The organism is Pacificibacter sp. (assembly GCF_039769035.1).
Classification (GTDB): Bacteria; Pseudomonadota; Alphaproteobacteria; order Rhodobacterales; family Rhodobacteraceae; genus Celeribacter.
The window spans coordinates 1-16,790 of the sequence record NZ_JBDMZG010000091.1 but is presented as its reverse complement, the minus strand read 5'-3'; the positions used below and the strand labels follow the sequence as shown (position 1 = coordinate 16,790).

Sequence of the window (16,790 nt, the reverse complement as noted above, 5' to 3'; positions counted from 1 at the left end):
GGGAATTTGTCGGAGGCCATCCAGTCAAAAGTGCCCGAATCCACAACGCAGCCGCCCGTCACAGTGCCGTTGCCGGTCATGTATTTCGTGGTCGAATGCACAACCAAAGTGGCGCCGTGCTCGAACGGGCGACATAAGTAAGGCGTGGCGGTGGTGTTGTCGACGATCAGCGGGATGCCAGCGTCTTTGGCGATCACAGAGACTGCATCGAGATCAGTGATATAGCCGCCGGGATTGGCGATGGTTTCGCAGAAAATCGCACGGGTGTCATCGTCAATCGCGGCCTTCACCGCATCCAGATCATCGAAATCGACGAATGTGGCAGACCAGCCGAAACGTTTGAATGTCTGGCTGAATTGCGTCAGCGTGCCGCCGTAAAGCCTTGTAGAAGCGACGATATTTGTGCCGGGCTGCATGAGTGGAAACAGCGCCATGATCTGCGCCGCGTGCCCTGAAGAGCAACAGACAGCGCCCACGCCGCCCTCAAGTGCTGCGATACGGTTTTGCAGTGCGCCCACAGTCGGATTGGTCAGGCGGGAATAGATGTAACCCACTTCTTCCAAGTTGAACAATTTCGCCGCGTGCTCTGCATCGCGAAAGGCATAGGCCGTGGTTTGATAGATCGGCACCTGACGCGCACCTGTGGCGGGGTCGGGCTCTGTGCCTGCGTGAATTTGTAGGGTGTCGAAACCGTGTTGGCGCTCTGTCATGTGATCCTCCCAGAATGACTTTGGGCAAGGCTAGGTCACTGGGGGGCACATGACAATGGGTTTGAATCGCGCCAAATAGAACTTGCACAATTGCATTCATTTCATTAATTCATGAAATATGGATATATCACAAGCCCTCACAGCGTTCGCCGCCCTCAGCCAGCCCTTGCGGTTAGACGCCTTTCGCCTTCTGATCAAAGCGGGGCCTGACGGTATGGCGGCGGGCGACATCGCCACGGCGCTGGACGCCAAAGCCAACACCAGCTCGCAAAACCTCGCGCATTTGGTGCAAGCGGGGCTGATTTCAAACACTCGCGACGGGCGCAGCATCATTTACCGCGCCAATATGGATGGGCTGAACGCGCTCTTGCGATTCATGCTTGAGGACTGCTGCGGCGGCAATGCGGACGCCTGCACGCCGCTGATCAACGCCATCGCGCCTTGTTGCGAATCCCCTTCAAAAGACACCTCTAAGGATCTGACATCATGACGAAAATCTATCACAATCCGAAATGCGGCACTTCGCGCAACACGCTGGCGATTTTGCAAGAGGCGGGCGAAGAGATCGAGGTGATCGAATACCTCAAAACCCCGCCGACACGCGAAGGGTTGGTGAAAATGATTGTAGATGCAGGTGAAACGCCACGCTCTGCCATGCGCGCCAAACAGCAAGAGGCCGAAGATTTGGGCCTGCGTGATGCGGCGGCGACAGATGAGGCGATTTTGGACGGAATGATGCAACATCCGATCCTAATCAACCGTCCTTTCGTGATCACATCGAAAGGCACAGCGCTTTGTCGCCCGTCTGAAAAGGTCTTTGCGATTATGGAAAACCCACCCGCAAGCTACACCAAAGAAGACGGCGAGGTCGTCAAATCATGACGCTTGTCGCCACAGAGACATTGCCTGCGGTGGATGAGAGCCAGCTCAAGCCTATCGATTGGCGTGACTACGCGAGCGCAAAAGATGACGGTCATTCGCCGCGCATTTTGGTGCTTTATGGGTCTTTGCGCGACAGGTCTTTTTCACGGCTTGCTGCTGAAGAGGCCGCGCGCTTGTTGCGCTGGTACGGCTGCGAGGTGAAAATCTTTGACCCGCGCGGCCTGCCTTTGCCCGACGCAGAGGCGCCCGATCACCCCAAAGTGGTCGAATTGCGCGAGCTTGCCGCATGGGCCGAGGGCATGGTTTGGTCGTCTCCTGAACGCCACGGATCGATGACGGGCATTTTGAAATCGCAAATTGATTGGATCCCGCTGTCCATGGGGGCTGTGCGACCAACCCAAGGCAAAACGCTGGCGGTGATGCAGGTCTGCGGTGGCTCGCAAAGTTTTAACGCGGTCAATCAAATGCGCATCTTGGGCCGCTGGATGCGGATGGTCACCATCCCCAATCAGTCCTCGGTGGCCAAGGCGTGGAATGAATTTGACGCGGACAACCGCATGAAACCCTCGCCCTATTTGATGCGTATTGCGGACGTGATGGAAGAGCTGGTCAAGTTCACCTATATGGCCCGCTCGCGCCCCGATTTGACGGATCGCTATTCTGAACGGGTGGAAAGCGCGCAGGAATTGATCGATCGGGTCAATTTGAAAAAAGCCGCTGAATAGGCGCGTCGTCTAAGCGGGCCAGTTTTTGATCGGCCTGACGCCATGTCTTGCGTCACGGGCACGCAAAATAGCGATGTAATCCCGCAATAACGGCACGCGGCGGGGGCGAAAGCTCTCGCCGGTGCGTGCAATGCCCAAGATGCGTGTGGTGTGAAACATGCGAAAATCTTGTCGCGTGCAACACCAAGCCAACACCATCACCGCAGAATCGTGATAGGATAATGTGAGCGGATAAATGCGCCGTTCAGTCTGATTTTCCTGTGCATCTGTGTAGCTTATGTCCAAAGCCTCTTCGGCCCACATGGCCTCGCGCAGGGGACTCATGTCTATGGTGGCGGCTTGAGGGCGGTTCAGCCGATGCACCAGATTGACCGCATGGGCCGCTTGGCGTTGTTGGCGCTCAGGCAGGGTGGCAAGGATTTTGGTCAAAGCGTCTGAAGCAGCCCCCGCTAAAGCCGCATCGCAACGCTGGTTCACATCGGACAAGGCCAAAGTGAGCGCCTCGATTTCCAGTTGCGTAAAGGTCTGCGGCGGCAGGGCGATGTCTTCGGTCATAGTATAGCCCAGACCCGCTTCGCCCTCGATCCGTGCGCCAGCGGCGCGTAGACTGTCGATGTCGCGATAAATCGTCCGCTCAGAGACCTCCATCGCCGCCGCCAAACGCGCAGCCGTGACTGGCGGCGTCAAGCCGCGGATGAGGTGAAGCAATCTGAACAGGCGATCTGATTTGGACATAATGTTTTATCGCATAAACTTACTGACAATATTTGGCAGTAGCACGATGCCACAAGGGGGCCATAACCGAAAGCCAAAAGAAAGGGCGACACAATGCCAGTGCTTTATTATTCCCCCGAAACCCGTGCCACCCGCATCATCGGACAGTTGATTGCCATGGATAAATTGGATGCTGTTGAGGTCAAAATCGTAGACATCATCAAGAGCGACGGCTCTGGTCGCATCGATCCTGACAACGCCCACCCTGAAGGCAAAGTGCCCTATTTGATCACAGATGAGGGCGAACACATCCGCGAAAGTGCCGCGATCATGATGTATCTTGATGAGCTGTTTGGCTCGCCTTTGGGCGTGGCAGCAGGGCAAAAGGGGCGCGGCACATTCCTATCGTGGATGACTTACTATGGCGGTGTTTTGGAGCCAGCGATGGTGGCGCATTTCGGCAAAATCGACCACCCCGTAATGGCCAGTAACTTTCGCACCATGACCGAAGTTGGGGAGCAAATTGCTTTAGGTTTGGGCGATAAGCCCTTCCTTTTGGGCGATAAAGTGACCATCGCCGATTTGCTGATGTCCTCTGCCTTCACTTGGGCGCCAAACCTCGCCCCCGATATCGACACGGTCAAAGACTGGATCGCGCGGGTGATGGAGAGCCAAGATGGCGCGGCCCTGATGGCCTATGAAGCGCAAGCCAAAGAGGCATTGAAAACCGTCGAAACAGCTTAAGCACATGCGCTTTGAAGAGGATCACAAGTAAGCGCTTGATGATTGATTTTTAGGCAAAAACACGGGCGCGGGGCAGGCGATGCTCCGCGCCCGTTGTTATTTCGGGCCGGCTCTGTTTTGGTGAGGAGCTGACACAAATGAGGCCCTCATGCAGTTCGATTTCACCACGCTTGCCCCCCGCGACCGCTATCGCTTGCTGACGAATTTCGTCGGCCCGCGCCCCATTGCCTTGGTCACCACACGCAACGCAGATGGGTCCAACAACGCAGCCCCCATGTCGTTTTTCAACGTCATGTCGTCCGAGCCGCCTTTGCTGGTCTTGGGCATAGCCTCGAAACCTGATCAAGAAAAAGACACCGCCGCCAATATCCGCCGCAACGGTGAATTTGCCATTCATATAGTGGATATGGACCTGTCCAAAACCATGCTGATCGCAGGGCTGCCCGTGCCAAGCGGCGTGGATGAATTGTCCTTGGCGGGCGTCGAGACCGAGCCTTGTGAGACGATTGACGCCAGCCGCATCAAGGGCGCATCATGCGTGTTTGAATGCCGCTCAGAGCGGCTTTTGGACTGGCCCAATCGTGTGCTGGTGATCGGCGAGGTCCAGCATATGCACGTGCGCCGTGAGTGTTTGGACGCCGAAGGTCTCTATGTAAATCCTGATATATATCAACCCATTGCGCGGCTTCACGGGGACAATTACATCACCTCAGACAAGCAATTCGAATTGCACGCGCCCGATATGGACGACGTTTGGTCGGGCTGAGAGGTTCCCCGACCAGTCTTTGATGTCGTTCTGCGCGCAGGCAGCCAAGGCGTGGAACGCACTTTCCCAAACGGCTGATGTCGCTTAACCTGATCTCAATGCCGCCTATGCACGAGGCAGGCGTGTTGTTCACAATTCAACGACAAAGGACAGTCCAATGACAAAAATCACCCCACGTGAAAACGGGCCCCTTGTTGCGCAGGATATTCCGGTTTTGAAAGACGCAGATGGCTCCGTGATTGGGGCCGATAAGCCCGCTTATGGTCTGTGTAGATGTGGGCAGTCTCAAAACAAACCATATTGTGACGGGTCACATGTTGCTGCAGGATTTTCATCCGACAATGGAGATGCCAAAATTCGCAACGCAGAAATTTCATACAAGGGGCAAGTCGAAGGCGCACAGGTCACCGTGTCGTACACGCCTGTTCTGTGTGGGCACATCGGTGAATGTCAGCGGTTGCATCGTGTGGTGTTTGATCCGCGAAAACAACCATGGATCCAACCTGAAAACGGGACACTGGACGGCATCAAATCGGTGATTTCGGCTTGTCCATCCGGGGCGCTGCGCCTGTCAATTGATGAGAGCATACCTGTGCACATCGACAGTGACGAGGTCTCTGTGAAAGTTGTTAAAAACGGACCTTATGTGGTGAAAAATGTCCCTTTGGATGCGGTATTCAACGGTGTCGGTGCCAACGAAAAGGAGTACATCTTGTGCCGCTGTGGTCAGTCCAAAAACAAGCCTTTTTGCGACGGCACGCACTTCGATGTGAAATGGAAAGATTAATAAGTTCCTAGTCTTACATGAATATCTAGTGCGGGAAGTAGACAACAAAAAAAGACCCTGCAGGCGACTGCAGGGTCATGTTTTGAAACTTGAAGATCGTTGACCTATTCGGCTTCGATCATATCCGCGCGTGTGGCGTGACGGCCGCCTTCGAACTCGGCAGTCAAAAACGCGTCTACGATGTCCAAAGCCAGTCCTTCGCCCGTGGTGCGCACGCCGATGGACAGCATATTGGCGTCGTTGTGTTGGCGGATCATGCGGGCTGAAAATGTCTCCGAACAAACACCGCAGCGGATGCCTTTGACCTTATTGGCCGCCATCATAATGCCTTGGCCTGTGCCGCATAGGATGATGCCAAAACGACAATCACCTGACGCCACCATCTCAGCCGCTGCCTTGCCGTGGGTCGGATAATGGGTGCTTTCAGTGGTGGTCGGGCCGATGTCCACAGCCTCCCATCCTGCAGCTGTAATATGGGCGACAATAGCGGCGCGCATGTCCAAAGCGGAATGGTCGCTCGACAGCACAATACGTTTGTTTTCGGTCATGAGAATGGGTCTTTCGGTGGTCAGATCGGTGGGCTAAATCCATCAGCGGGCAAAGCGTCATGCGCCCCACCAGCCTGCAGGTCTGGTACTGTGTAGGGGGCAGGGGAGTCAATGTGGCCTGTTAGGGCGCAGATGAGTTTTATTGATTTGCCGACTGGTCGCGCTGTCCATGCTACCCGAAGGGTTTCCTTATGCGGATAAGGGCTGCTGCAAGCGATCTGACCTGCAACGTGCATATATATCGACAGAGTTTATCGCACACGATTCATCCGGATTTACCAAAAAACGCATCGATGGTCTGGTCCCGATGATACAACCTTTCGCAACTTCTGTTTCTTCCGCTGAAGAGCTTTCATGTTTTATTGAAAACGACCTGCCAATTGTCAGTGTCGATGTGATATTGGCCTCAACGAAGTTTCAAGACTGTGTCGAAGTTTCAAGACTGTGTCGAACGACAGGCGCTCCAAAAATAAAAGTGAGTTTGTGTTTCGGTGGGGCAACGCCACGAAACACTATTCAATCGTGCGCCCTTCATTCAGTCTTGGGAAAACCAATAAGCTCCACCGAATTGGCGGGGCTTTCTTTGTTCAAAACCGCGAAGCTTAAGCCTCTTTCGCGAAGTTGGGCAGGACGTAGTGGAGCACGCCACCGTTTCACAACGTCGTAACAGACAGATCGATGCGATCACGCCTTGGACCGTTGCACTTCTGCCAGGGACAATGGTGCTGAAATTGGGGACTGCCGGCTGCCGGATCACGCGCATTTTAGGCTTTGGTAACGCTTTCTCGCAATTGCTTGATTGGCCTATTTGCAGACATGCGGCTAAAACAAGGTAACAGCAAACGGAGCCCGCATGAGACACGCCATGGCACGCCTCAAAAAATTGATCCCAAATGCCAAAGCGCACAGCTTTGCAATCGCGTTCGCGGGTCTTGCTTTTGGCTTACCCGCCCAAGTCGCGGTGGCTCAAGATGCGTCATCCACGCATCCGGTTGTGGTGGAGCTTTTCACCTCACAAGGCTGTTCCTCTTGCCCACCTGCGGATGCGCTCTTGGCTGAAATTGCCAACCGAGATGATATATTGGCGCTCGCTTTGCATGTGGATTACTGGGATTACATTGGCTGGAAAGATGACTTTGCCGACCCGAAATTCACCCTGCGCCAGCGCGCCTATGCGCACGCCGCGGGGCACAGAACTGTCTACACGCCGCATATGGTTGTGAACGGGTCTGACCACTTGGGTGGCTTTGAGCCGATGAAACTGGCTGACTTGATTATTGAACGCAAACGCAAGCTGCAACACAGCAACATCAGCCTGTCTGCGCGGCGATCCGGCGACACACTTGCGATTTCTATGGCCTCGAAACAGCGCACCCCAACTGATTTACGTGTTCAAGTTGTTCATTTCCATCCGCTTGAACGTGTTGCCATCCGCTTTGGGGAAAATAGAGGTAAAACAATCGATTACGCCAATGTCGTTACCTCGTGGACGCGTGTCGGTGATTGGAATGGCCGCGCGCCTGTGAAGCTCAATGTGCCCTTGGCCTCATCAGACCCAGTGGCGGTTGTCATTCAGGAAGATATCAATGGACTGCCTGGTGAAATCGTGGCGGCCATTCGTGTGCAATAGCACGACAGTTTCCGTTTATTTGCGTTCGGTTTAGGCTTACTTTGGCGCGCGCGTTTCCGCTTTCCATCTGCGATGAATCCAAAAATATTGATCCATGATTTCGCGGGCTTGGCGTTCAATTGAATCGTTGATCGCTTGCGTCATTTCGATGGCATCTGTGTGGGGAATCGGCTGCTCGATTTTGAGTTTGTAGTTGCCATTGTCGTCCAGCCGAATGCCGTAAATCGGTACCAAAGCCAGATTATGCTTGAGCGCTAAGTCCGCTGCAGATGTGGCTGTCGAGGCGCGTTTTCCAAAAAACTTCAAAACCGGCCCTTCATGGGTGTGCACGTCAATCAACATACCCACCATGCCACCGGATTTCAAAAACCGCACCATTTTGATCAAACTTTTCCGGTTTTTTGACGCAATAATGGGCTGAGAAATTTCTCCAATTTTGCGTTGGTAATACGGGTCAAAAAACGGGTTCGTGAAGGGTTTGAAAAGGGCTGCGACGTTAAATCCGCGATTGGACAGAACGGCGCGCGCGACTTCGTAGCTGCCAAAATGGCCCGACACCAAAATGACGCCTTGTTTATTGTCCATCGCCGCTTCAAGGGCAGGCATGCCGTCGCCGACGATTTCCGCGTTTTGCGCGCGCCTTTTGAAATCAACGCCGGAATACAATTCTGCCATGGTGCGGCCCGCGTTCGCAGGAACGACCCGCATCAACCGCTTGACTTCCGTTTCGGGCAGATCTGGCATGATCAGAGCAAGGTTGTCGCGCACACGCGTGTTGTAACCCGCAAGAGGCCCGATCACACGTGATGTGGCAAATCCGATGATTTTCAAACGCCAAGAGAAAGGCAACAAAGCAACGGTATCGAGCAATCCGCGCAGAGCGATGTTTTGCACAAAGTCCGCAAGGCTGCCTTCAATCTCACCGCGTTTGATTTTCATTTATCGTCCTCATGCGCGCCGTTCGTGTTTCACGGTGCCATACATAAAGTCCGGCCGCAACGATCACAAGGGCACCTACACAGGTCCATAGGTCCGGCCATTGTCCGAAAAACAATACGCCCCAAAGTGTTGCTGTGATGAGGCCTGCGTAGGTGAAGGGCGCAACCATGGAAGCCGGCGCCGTTGCGTAGGCTTTGGTCATCATAAGTTGGCCGAGAGACCCGATAACACCAACTGCGATCATCAAAACGACGCCGGTCGTGTCGGGCGTGGTCCATCTGAAGGGGGTAATGATACTCATGATCACGGAACAAATGATGGCGGAGTAGAGCATTGCGGTCAAAGGGGATTCAGATTTGCCGATGTAGCGCGTGATGATCGAAAATCCTGCGATACATCCCGCCGTGCCAAGTGGCCAAAGCGAGTCTATGGAAAAGACGGCTGACCCAGGGCGGATGATGATCAAGGCGCCGATCAGGGCAACCAGTACTCCGATAACGCGGCGAATGCCGATTTTTTCCTTTAAAATCAATGCTGCAGCAAGCGTGATGAAAACAGGCGCCAGATCGGCGACGGCTGTGGCTTCGGCCAGTCCTTGGGTTTTCAGCGCGATGAAGAAACACGCCGCAGCGCCGAGTTGCATCAAGGACCGCGAGACCTGAAACCCAAAATGCGGCGTGCGCAGCAAAGCCATGGTGCGATTTGAACAGACGATGATCATGATGATCAACTGTCCAAAATAGCGCGCCCAAAGAATTTGGCTCACGTCAATTTGTGCGCCAAGCATCTTAACGCAGGCGTCCATCAGCGAGAACGAGGTCACAGAGAGCATGACAAAGAGGATACCCTGCGATGCGGCGGGCAGACGCGAAAACCATATCATGGCGGCACACTAGGGGCGTGCGATTGCAACGTCCATAGGTGCTGACGTGCGTCCTTGCACAGGGGTTACTCGTCTTCAGTGATCAGCACGATTTCACCGCTTTCTTCCAGCTCTCGAATGCTGGCGATCACAAGGTTCATCGCAGCCTCGGCATCGGCGGTTTTGATACTTCCTAACCCCTCCATCTCTTCGCGCAGACCGTCAGCCATGCGTTTTGACATGTTGGTCAGGATAAACTCGGTCGATTCTGCCGCAGGACCAGTGGCCCCCGCGAGGGCTTTGACAAGTTCTTCCGGTTCGACGCCGCGCACCACTTTGGCCACATCGCGTGCATCAACACGGGTGGCGATGTTTGCAAAGGTGAAGATATTTTTACGCACTTCAGCGGCAAAGGTTTTGTCGGTTTCATCAAGCCCTTCAAGGACACCTTCGCGGGTGGCAGAGGCAGAAAAGTTTAAAATGGCGCCGACTCGTTCGGTTGGGGCAGCCGTGAATGCTTGCTTGGGGCGCGCGTCCAATTTGGCGGCGATGGACGTACCGATGCGTTGAACCACATCGGGCGCAATCGCTGAGGTAAGAGAAATGGCATAGGCAATGCGACGGGCGCGTTCGCCGGGGAGGGTGGACAGCAATTGCGCAGATTTGGAAACTTTGAGCTTGGACAGCAAAACGGCACCAACTTCCACGCTTTCCTCTTCGAGGATCGGGAGAATTTGTTCGATCTCTAGCTTCGAAATGCGTTCCCAAGGATCTCCAATAGACGAAATCCCCGCGCTTTTGCGCATTTTTTCCGATGTGGTTGGCGAAATTGTTCCGTCAAGGACACTTAGCGCGCCTTCAAGCCCGCCAGGAAATGACAGCCCGACTGCGCCGAGTTCATCCAGAAATTCCGTAACAATGCTGGTGAGGGTGGTTTTGTCGATATAGCGCAACGTCGCCAGCTGATGTGCAAGTTCGACTTGCATCGTTTCGGGTAAACTCGAAAGGGGGAGCTTTACGTCGTCAGCGGCGAGCAAACGCACGATAACGGCAGCTTTGGCGCGTTTTGTCAGCATAGGTGCGATGTTGGACTGTGGATGGTGCGCGCTGACTTTGGTCGCGCGTTGTCGCGCGGCCCCAGCGCCCTCAGGGCGATTGAGGTCTGGCAAGGTGTTTGTGTCGCCAAAATCTTGGGGGAGTCCGTCCACGCCTGTGCCTCACAAGTGATTCATTTCGTTCCTCTAAGGTGGACGATCAACGTTAACGCAAAGCTACCAGACGACTGAAATTGCATTCATTTTAGTAAATTGCGCAAAGAAAAGCCCCCGACACCAAGAGGCGCGGGGGCTGATCAAAACTATTGCTGGGCGTTTAGCCAAAGACGCGTTTGAAGATCGTGTCGACATGTTTGGTGTGGTATTCCATGTCGAACTTTTCACGAATGCCGTCTTCGCCAAGGGCTGCGACAACTTCTTCGTCTGCCAAAAGTTCTTCTTGGAAATCAACGCGGTGTTCCCAAACTTTCAAGGCGTTACGCTGCACCATAGAGTAGGCGTCTTCGCGGCTGACACCCGCTTGAGTGAGCGCCAAAAGCACGCGCTGAGACATGACCAAGCCAGGGAACTTGTTCATGTTGTCGAGCATGTTTTGTGGGAAGATCAACATCTTGTCGATCACGCCTGTCAAACGGTTCAAAGCGAAGTTCAAGGTGATGGTCGCGTCTGGCGCGATTGTGCGCTCAACAGAAGAGTGCGAGATATCGCGCTCGTGCCACAGGGCCACGTTTTCCATCGCAGGCACTACAGTCATGCGCACGAGACGCGCGAGACCTGTGAGGTTTTCTGTAAGGATCGGGTTTTTCTTGTGCGGCATCGCAGAGGAGCCTTTTTGCCCCATTGAGAAAAACTCAGCGCCTTCAAGCACTTCTGTACGCTGCATGTGACGAATTTCGATCACGATGTTTTCCATAGAGGAGGCGATCACGCCCAAAACAGCAAAGAACATCGCGTGGCGGTCGCGCGGGATCACTTGGGTGGAAATCGGCTCTGGTGTGAGGCCGAGTTTTTCACAGACGTGCTCTTCAACGCGAGGGTCCACATTGGCGAATGTGCCGATGGCGCCGGAAATAGCCCCTGTGCCGATTTCTTCGCGAACAGCTTTCAAACGGGCCAAGTTGCGGTCCATTTCAGCGTAGAAACGCGCGAATGTCAGGCCCATTGTGGTCGGCTCGGCGTGAATACCGTGGGAGCGGCCAACACGGACGGTGTCTTTGTGCTCAAGCGCGCGTTTTTTCAACGCGGCCAACAGGTTTTCGAGATCTTTGATCAAGATGTCAGAGGCGCGCACAAGCTGCACGTTGAGACATGTATCAAGAACGTCAGAAGAGGTCATGCCTTGGTGCACGAAACGCGCTTCGTCAGAGCCAACATGTTCGGCCAAGTGCGTCAAAAACGCGATGACGTCGTGTTTGGTGACAGCTTCGATTTCGTCGATGCGCGCCACGTCGAATTCAACGTCTTTGGCTTTCCAAACAGCGTCGGCATTTTCGCGTGGAATCACGCCCAGATCAGCCATCGCGTCACAGGCATGGGCTTCGATTTCGTACCAGATTTTAAACTTGGTGGCGGGTTCCCAGATGTCGACCATCTCTTTACGGGAGTAACGGGGGATCATGGCGGACCTTTCGTCAAAAGCAGCTTTAAAAACTCAACGATGCTCTACGCTGGTAGGGCGCTGAGGGCAAGCCCTTGGGGCTTTTGAGCGCATGTCGACGGATGCATCTGGGGCATTCGACGCACAGACGTGCATTATCGTACGCTGTGGCGGATGTCTTAACGTCAATGGGCTGCATGATTGTGTCGTGACGCAAGGTAAAGATGTGCAAACTCGCCTTATGGTAGAATTTTGGCGAAGTGCCGTCAAAATCAAGTTATAGTAAAGTATTCAACGGTTGGAGACTTTGCATGCTCTACTTTGACGAAAAGAAACTTAAGGCTATCGCGGCGACCATTCATAAGGCGCTAAAACCTTCTGGTGTTGTGATTTGGACGACGGAAGACGAGGGCATGCGGGTGCAGACTGCGATTGGCTCGCCACTGTCGGGGCCATTACCATCGGTTTTGGATAAGAAGCTCACTCTGGGGTATTTGGTTTGTGAATTAAACCGAACGCTGGTGTTCGACGATACGCTGCGGCAGCCCCTTCTTGCTGGCAGTGACGCGATCAAAATCATGGGAATTATGGCCTATGTCGGCGCGCCGTTTCATTTCGAAGAGAAGGCAGTGGGGGGCGTGTCTGCTGTGCATCAACATGCGCGCAGTTGGACCGCAAGTGAGGTCCAAACTGTTGAAAACGCAGCGATAGAGCTTAGTGGTTTGGTCGAATCTTCGCCGTCCATTCCAACTGGAAATTCCTGATTTGCTTTGTAAACGCGTCGACCCATTTTTTGATCCGGTATAGGTCCAAAAATAGACCGTTTGCTCGACATAAGGTTAGCGCGCCAAAACGCCTGATACATCCTATTTGCCATAAAAAAAGGGCGCCCTTGCGAGGCGCCCTTTTCGTTATTCTGACCAGTCCAGCTATTAGCAGGAGTAGTACAATTTGTATTCCATTGGGTGTGGAGTGTGCTCGTATGCGTACACTTCTTCCCATTTCAGGTCCATGTAGCCCTGAAGTTGGTCTTTGGTGAACACGTCGCCTTCTGTGAGGAAGTCCATGTCAGCTTCAAGAGCTTCCAAAGCTTCACGCAAAGAGCCACATACTGTTGGGATTTCTGCGAGTTCTTCTGGTGGAAGGTCGTAGAGATCTTTGTCAGAAGCTGCACCTGGATCGATTTTGTTTTTGATGCCGTCAAGGCCAGCCATCATCAATGCAGCGAAGCAGAGGTATGGGTTGGCTGCTGGATCAGGGAAGCGTGCTTCAACACGTTTCGCTTTGGGGGATTCAGCAAACGGAATACGTACACAACCAGAGCGGTTAGACGCAGAGTAAGCGCGCAAAACTGGTGCTTCGAAACCCGGGATCAAACGCTTGTAAGAGTTTGTGGATGGGTTTGTGATCGCGTTCAAAGCTTTCGCGTGCTTCAAGATGCCGCCGATGAAGTACAAAGCTTCTTGGGACAGATCAGCGTATTTGTCGCCTGCGAACAATGGCTTGCCATCTTTCCAGATGGACATGTTCACGTGCATACCAGTGCCGTTGTCGCCTGCGATTGGCTTCGGCATGAATGTCGCAGATTTGCCGTAAGCTTGCGCTACGTTGTGCACAACGTATTTGTATTTTTGGATTTCGTCAGCTTGCTTTGTAAGCGTGCCGAAGATCAAACCAAGTTCGTGCTGACAAGACGCAACTTCGTGGTGGTGCTTGTCAACTTTCATGCCCATGTTGGCCATTGTTGTCAGCATTTCACCGCGGATGTCTTGCGCGTCATCGATTGGGTTGACTGGGAAGTAACCGCCTTTGATGCCAGGACGGTGGCCAGTGTTGCCCATTTCGTATTCTGTGTCAGAGTTCCAAGCACCGTCGAGTGCGTCGACTTGGTAGGATACTTTGTTCATGGACACTTGGAAGCGTACATCGTCGAAGAGGAAGAATTCAGCTTCTGGACCGAAGTAGGCTGTGTCACCAATGCCGGAGGCGATGAGGTAAGCTTCAGCTTTTTCAGCAACAGAACGTGGGTCACGCTCGTATGGCTCACGTGTGTCAGGCTCTACAACAGAACAGTGAATACACAGTGTTTTTTCTGCGTAGAATGGATCGATGTAGATGGATTCTGTATCAGGGATCAGTTTCATGTCTGATTCATCGATAGATTTCCAACCCGCGATGGAAGAGCCATCAAACATGAAGCCTTCTTCCAAGAAGTCTGCGTCGACTTCTGTGTAGCGCAATGTCACGTGCTGCAACTTGCCGCGTGGATCCGTGAAACGAACGTCGACGTATTGTACGTCTTCGTCTTTCATAGTCTTGAGAACGTTCTCGATGCTCATGGTGACTTATTCCCCTTAAGTGTGTGTATTTAACGTAGAAAAACGACCCTCAAGAGGGCCGCTCTATTCTTACAATGCGTCTTGGCCAAATTCGCCAGTACGGATTCGAATGGCTTGCTCAACTGGCAAGACGAAAATTTTGCCGTCGCCGATTTTGTCGGTTTTTGCAGCAGCAACGATTGCTTCAATCGCGCCATCAACTTGGTCTGCAGCCAAAACAACTTCGATTTTGACCTTAGGCAGGAAGTCCACCACATATTCCGCGCCGCGGTACAATTCAGTGTGGCCTTTCTGACGGCCAAACCCTTTGACCTCGACAACGGAAAGACCTTGTACGCCGATGTCTTGTAGCGCTTCTTTCACTTCGTCGAGTTTGAAAGGCTTGATGATCGCTTCGATCTTTTTCATGGACCTTAGACTCCCTTAAATTAGTTCATAAGTGTCAGAACACTTCTCTTTAGGGGTCACAATCGACTAGGCTAAGCGATGAGGAAGTGCTCACAGGATTCAAGGCTATTTGCACAAAATTTAGGCAAAGTGTTTTATTTGTGGGCGATTTGAAAACTTTTTGAGTATTTTATGACCGAACTTCTAACATCTGCCCAAATGCGCGCCATCGAAGCCGCTGCCATCGCCTCAGGGTCCGTCACTGGTCTAGAACTGATGGAACGCGCGGGCCAAGGTGTGGTTGATGCGGTCATGGAAGAATGGCCAAATCTGAAGAACAAGCCAAGCTTGATCGCAAGGTTGCGAGGCCTTCCTGCGCGGCGCAAAGCTGTTATTTTCTGCGGTCCGGGCAACAATGGTGGGGACGGCTTCGTTATTGCGCGCAAACTCCACCAGCTGGGGTGGACTGTGGTTTGCTATCTTTGGGGAGATCCTGAAAGGTTGCCGAAAGATGCAAAAGCCAACTACTTGCGCTGGTTAGACGTCGGGCAGGTCTATCCGTTCGATGCGAGCGAAAGTAGGGATGTACGCTTGTGCGAACCATTTCCAGATCTTTGGGTTGATGCCATTTTTGGCATTGGTCAATCTAAAGAACTGCCTGAATTGGTGACGCTTATGATGCAGCGCGTGTATTACGAGCAAAACTGGTGTGAGGCTCCTATCGTCGCCGTCGACGTCCCAACAGGTGTCGACGCTGATACTGGGCAAAGTCTTCAAACATTTTTGTGGTGCGCGGACTTAACCGTGACGTTCCACGCAAAAAAAGTTGCACACGACGCAGATGTGGAAATAGATCGCTGCGGAAAAGTCGTTGTCGCTGATATAGGGCTATAACCCATGTACAGATCGCCAAAGCAAGTCACAGGCAGCGCTGCAAGGGTTGCGTCCCTTAGAAAACAATCTTCCCACAAATTCTCTCACGGCCACGCGCTTGTTCTCTCTGGTCCTGCTGGCCAAACTGGGGCTGCGCGTCTGGCGGCGCGGGGCGCGTTGCGCATTGGGGCAGGGGTGGTCACGGTCGCCTCGCCAAAATCCGCCATGCTCGAAAACGCCCTGCACCTAACCGCAATTATGGTCAAGGATACGGATGGCCCGCAGGCGCTTAAGCGCTTGTTAGAAGATGAACGTATCAACACCCTTTGCCTTGGGCCTGCACTGGGGCTTGATACGCGTGCTGCCAAACTTGTCGCCGTGGCGCTTGAAGCCAACCGCAAAACCGTGCTCGACGCCGATGCGCTTACGCTTTTGTCACAAGACGCGGGTCTCTTTGCCAAATTGCACGCGGGCTGCGTGCTCACGCCCCATGCGGGCGAATTCAAACGTCTGTTCCCTGATATTGCCGCAAAGCTCGATACCCCTGCCAGCACAGGCCCAGCCTATTGCAAAGTCGATGCGACTCGCGAGGCGGCCAAACGGACGGGCTGTACGGTATTGTTCAAAGGCCCCGATACGATGATCGCGTCACCCAACGGGCAGGCCTCAGTCAACGCGTCACTTTACGCGCGCTCAGCCCCTTGGCTCGCCACGGCAGGTTCTGGCGATGTCTTGGCAGGCTTTATCACGGGGCTACTGGCGCGCGGATTTACGCCGCACAATGCTGCCGAAACAGGGGCCTATCTGCACACAGAGTGCGCGCTCAGCTTTGGGGCGGGCCTTATTGCCGAGGATATTCCCGAAGAACTGCCTAAAGTGTTCAAGGCACTCGGTCTGTAAGGGGCCTTTTGCGGAGGTATCACTGCAGCAATCGCTGATTTGAGAATAAATCGCGCCGTCACCAAAATTTATTGCATTTTGCGTCTGGCGCAGCGCTTTCGGCTTTGCTATGAGGCACGCAATGCGGGTGTGGCGGAATTGGTAGACGCACCAGATTTAGGTTCTGGCGCCTATGGCGTGGGGGTTCGAGTCCCTTCACCCGCACCACTCTATCCCATTGAAATCAAGTAAAACCCTTGCATCACGGGCCCTTTGTCCGTTTCAAGGTTACAATTCTGGTTACAATGATGGTTACAACTGAGAATAGGGAATGCTGTGAACGTTCGTCATCT

The 16,790-nt window shown here is 53.4% G+C and carries 19 protein-coding genes and 1 tRNA gene; 11 read left to right on the top strand and 9 right to left on the bottom strand.

The features are described from left to right. A partial coding sequence (locus ABF287_RS08565; protein WP_347184594.1) for a PLP-dependent transferase occupies window positions 1-710 on the bottom strand: 710 nt, incomplete at its 3' end. A 118-nt stretch (window positions 711-828) separates the two neighbouring features. On the opposite strand from ABF287_RS08565, the gene ABF287_RS08560 reads away from it, so the two are divergent. The 3 genes from ABF287_RS08560 to arsH are packed head-to-tail and all read left to right on the top strand — an operon-like array spanning window position 829 to window position 2,317. Continuing rightward, complete coding sequence (locus ABF287_RS08560; protein ID WP_347184593.1) at window positions 829-1,200, top strand: metalloregulator ArsR/SmtB family transcription factor; 372 nt, start codon at window positions 829-831, stop codon at window positions 1,198-1,200. Then, window positions 1,197-1,592, top strand: coding sequence for an arsenate reductase (glutaredoxin) (gene arsC, locus ABF287_RS08555; RefSeq protein WP_347184592.1), 396 nt, complete (start codon window positions 1,197-1,199; stop codon window positions 1,590-1,592). Before ABF287_RS08560 ends, arsC begins: the two co-directional genes overlap by 4 nt. Continuing rightward, window positions 1,589-2,317, top strand: coding sequence for an arsenical resistance protein ArsH (gene arsH, locus ABF287_RS08550; RefSeq protein ID WP_347184591.1), 729 nt, complete (start codon window positions 1,589-1,591; stop codon window positions 2,315-2,317). The genes arsC and arsH overlap by 4 nt, the downstream gene beginning before the upstream one ends. 9 nt (window positions 2,318-2,326) lie before the next feature. Here arsH and ABF287_RS08545 read toward each other — a convergent pair whose 3' ends face one another. Next, the gene (locus ABF287_RS08545) at window positions 2,327-3,052 is read right to left on the bottom strand and encodes a YafY family protein (protein WP_347184590.1); all 726 of its coding nucleotides are present in this window, start codon (window positions 3,050-3,052) and stop codon (window positions 2,327-2,329) included. A 93-nt stretch (window positions 3,053-3,145) separates the two neighbouring features. On the opposite strand from ABF287_RS08545, the gene ABF287_RS08540 reads away from it, so the two are divergent. The 3 genes from ABF287_RS08540 (at window position 3,146) to ABF287_RS08530 (ending at window position 5,328) form a co-directional block, all read left to right on the top strand. Further along, window positions 3,146-3,775 carry a glutathione S-transferase family protein gene (locus tag ABF287_RS08540; RefSeq protein WP_347184589.1) on the top strand — a complete coding sequence of 210 codons (630 nt, stop codon included), beginning with the start codon at window positions 3,146-3,148 and terminating at the stop codon, window positions 3,773-3,775. Between the two features lie 148 nt (window positions 3,776-3,923). After that, window positions 3,924-4,541, top strand: a complete 618-nt coding sequence (locus ABF287_RS08535) for a flavin reductase family protein (RefSeq protein WP_347184588.1) — start codon at window positions 3,924-3,926, stop codon at window positions 4,539-4,541. Window positions 4,542-4,698: 157 nt separating this feature from the next. Next, window positions 4,699-5,328 carry a CDGSH iron-sulfur domain-containing protein gene (locus ABF287_RS08530; protein WP_347184587.1) on the top strand — a complete coding sequence of 210 codons (630 nt, stop codon included), beginning with the start codon at window positions 4,699-4,701 and terminating at the stop codon, window positions 5,326-5,328. A gap of 104 nt (window positions 5,329-5,432) precedes the next feature. Here ABF287_RS08530 and rpiB read toward each other — a convergent pair whose 3' ends face one another. After that, window positions 5,433-5,876 carry a ribose 5-phosphate isomerase B gene (gene rpiB, locus ABF287_RS08525; RefSeq protein WP_347184586.1) on the bottom strand — a complete coding sequence of 148 codons (444 nt, stop codon included), beginning with the start codon at window positions 5,874-5,876 and terminating at the stop codon, window positions 5,433-5,435. A gap of 853 nt (window positions 5,877-6,729) precedes the next feature. Here rpiB and ABF287_RS08520 point away from each other — a divergent pair. Next, complete coding sequence (locus tag ABF287_RS08520; protein ID WP_347184585.1) at window positions 6,730-7,506, top strand: DUF1223 domain-containing protein; 777 nt, start codon at window positions 6,730-6,732, stop codon at window positions 7,504-7,506. Window positions 7,507-7,542: 36 nt separating this feature from the next. On the opposite strand, the gene ABF287_RS08515 is transcribed toward ABF287_RS08520, so the two are convergent. The 4 genes from ABF287_RS08515 to purB form a co-directional block, all read right to left on the bottom strand. Continuing rightward, window positions 7,543-8,445, bottom strand: a complete 903-nt coding sequence (locus tag ABF287_RS08515) for a lysophospholipid acyltransferase family protein (RefSeq protein ID WP_347184584.1) — start codon at window positions 8,443-8,445, stop codon at window positions 7,543-7,545. After that, entirely contained in the window at window positions 8,426-9,328 is a 903-nt protein-coding gene (locus ABF287_RS08510) for a DMT family transporter (protein ID WP_347184583.1), read from the bottom strand. Before ABF287_RS08510 ends, ABF287_RS08515 begins: the two co-directional genes overlap by 20 nt. A 65-nt stretch (window positions 9,329-9,393) precedes the next feature. Then, window positions 9,394-10,515: a FliG C-terminal domain-containing protein gene (locus ABF287_RS08505; RefSeq protein ID WP_347184582.1), complete on the bottom strand. Its 1,122-nt coding sequence runs from the start codon at window positions 10,513-10,515 to the stop codon at window positions 9,394-9,396. A 163-nt stretch (window positions 10,516-10,678) separates the two neighbouring features. After that, on the bottom strand, window positions 10,679-11,980 hold the full coding sequence (purB, locus tag ABF287_RS08500; RefSeq protein WP_347184581.1) for an adenylosuccinate lyase: 1,302 nt from the start codon (window positions 11,978-11,980) through the stop codon (window positions 10,679-10,681). 290 nt (window positions 11,981-12,270) lie between these two features. Here purB and ABF287_RS08495 point away from each other — a divergent pair, with 290 nt between their 5' ends. Then, window positions 12,271-12,723 (top strand): GAF domain-containing protein, encoded by a 453-nt coding sequence (locus ABF287_RS08495; RefSeq protein ID WP_347184580.1) that lies wholly within the window; start codon window positions 12,271-12,273, stop codon window positions 12,721-12,723. A gap of 168 nt (window positions 12,724-12,891) precedes the next feature. On the opposite strand, the gene glnA is transcribed toward ABF287_RS08495, so the two are convergent. Both glnA and ABF287_RS08485 read right to left on the bottom strand, forming a co-directional pair. Then, window positions 12,892-14,298: a type I glutamate--ammonia ligase gene (gene glnA, locus ABF287_RS08490; RefSeq protein WP_347184579.1), complete on the bottom strand. Its 1,407-nt coding sequence runs from the start codon at window positions 14,296-14,298 to the stop codon at window positions 12,892-12,894. 69 nt (window positions 14,299-14,367) lie between these two features. Further along, window positions 14,368-14,706 (bottom strand): P-II family nitrogen regulator, encoded by a 339-nt coding sequence (locus ABF287_RS08485; RefSeq protein ID WP_347184578.1) that lies wholly within the window; start codon window positions 14,704-14,706, stop codon window positions 14,368-14,370. A 171-nt stretch (window positions 14,707-14,877) separates the two neighbouring features. On the opposite strand from ABF287_RS08485, the gene ABF287_RS08480 reads away from it, so the two are divergent. The 3 genes from ABF287_RS08480 to ABF287_RS08470 all read left to right on the top strand — a co-directional run bounded on the left by ABF287_RS08480 (window position 14,878) and on the right by ABF287_RS08470 (window position 16,665). Beyond that, window positions 14,878-15,579, top strand: coding sequence for an NAD(P)H-hydrate epimerase (locus ABF287_RS08480; protein WP_347184577.1), 702 nt, complete (start codon window positions 14,878-14,880; stop codon window positions 15,577-15,579). A 3-nt stretch (window positions 15,580-15,582) separates the two neighbouring features. Then, the gene (locus tag ABF287_RS08475; RefSeq protein ID WP_347184576.1) at window positions 15,583-16,458 is read left to right on the top strand and encodes an NAD(P)H-hydrate dehydratase; all 876 of its coding nucleotides are present in this window, start codon (window positions 15,583-15,585) and stop codon (window positions 16,456-16,458) included. Window positions 16,459-16,581: 123 nt separating this feature from the next. Beyond that, window positions 16,582-16,665, top strand: a tRNA-Leu gene (locus ABF287_RS08470). Window positions 16,666-16,790 lie beyond the last annotated feature (125 nt).

Coding starts and splice junctions, on each gene's coding strand:
- ABF287_RS08560 (WP_347184593.1), top strand. CDS start 829: ATGGATATATCACAAGCCCTCACAGCGTTCGCCGCCCTCAGCCAGCCC.
- arsC (WP_347184592.1), top strand. CDS start 1,197: ATGACGAAAATCTATCACAATCCGAAATGCGGCACTTCGCGCAACACG.
- arsH (WP_347184591.1), top strand. CDS start 1,589: ATGACGCTTGTCGCCACAGAGACATTGCCTGCGGTGGATGAGAGCCAG.
- ABF287_RS08545 (WP_347184590.1), bottom strand. CDS start 3,052: ATGTCCAAATCAGATCGCCTGTTCAGATTGCTTCACCTCATCCGCGGC.
- ABF287_RS08540 (WP_347184589.1), top strand. CDS start 3,146: ATGCCAGTGCTTTATTATTCCCCCGAAACCCGTGCCACCCGCATCATC.
- ABF287_RS08535 (WP_347184588.1), top strand. CDS start 3,924: ATGCAGTTCGATTTCACCACGCTTGCCCCCCGCGACCGCTATCGCTTG.
- ABF287_RS08530 (WP_347184587.1), top strand. CDS start 4,699: ATGACAAAAATCACCCCACGTGAAAACGGGCCCCTTGTTGCGCAGGAT.
- rpiB (WP_347184586.1), bottom strand. CDS start 5,876: ATGACCGAAAACAAACGTATTGTGCTGTCGAGCGACCATTCCGCTTTG.
- ABF287_RS08520 (WP_347184585.1), top strand. CDS start 6,730: ATGAGACACGCCATGGCACGCCTCAAAAAATTGATCCCAAATGCCAAA.
- ABF287_RS08515 (WP_347184584.1), bottom strand. CDS start 8,445: ATGAAAATCAAACGCGGTGAGATTGAAGGCAGCCTTGCGGACTTTGTG.
- ABF287_RS08510 (WP_347184583.1), bottom strand. CDS start 9,328: ATGATATGGTTTTCGCGTCTGCCCGCCGCATCGCAGGGTATCCTCTTT.
- purB (WP_347184581.1), bottom strand. CDS start 11,980: ATGATCCCCCGTTACTCCCGTAAAGAGATGGTCGACATCTGGGAACCC.
- ABF287_RS08495 (WP_347184580.1), top strand. CDS start 12,271: ATGCTCTACTTTGACGAAAAGAAACTTAAGGCTATCGCGGCGACCATT.
- glnA (WP_347184579.1), bottom strand. CDS start 14,298: ATGAGCATCGAGAACGTTCTCAAGACTATGAAAGACGAAGACGTACAA.
- ABF287_RS08485 (WP_347184578.1), bottom strand. CDS start 14,706: ATGAAAAAGATCGAAGCGATCATCAAGCCTTTCAAACTCGACGAAGTG.
- ABF287_RS08480 (WP_347184577.1), top strand. CDS start 14,878: ATGACCGAACTTCTAACATCTGCCCAAATGCGCGCCATCGAAGCCGCT.
- ABF287_RS08475 (WP_347184576.1), top strand. CDS start 15,583: ATGTACAGATCGCCAAAGCAAGTCACAGGCAGCGCTGCAAGGGTTGCG.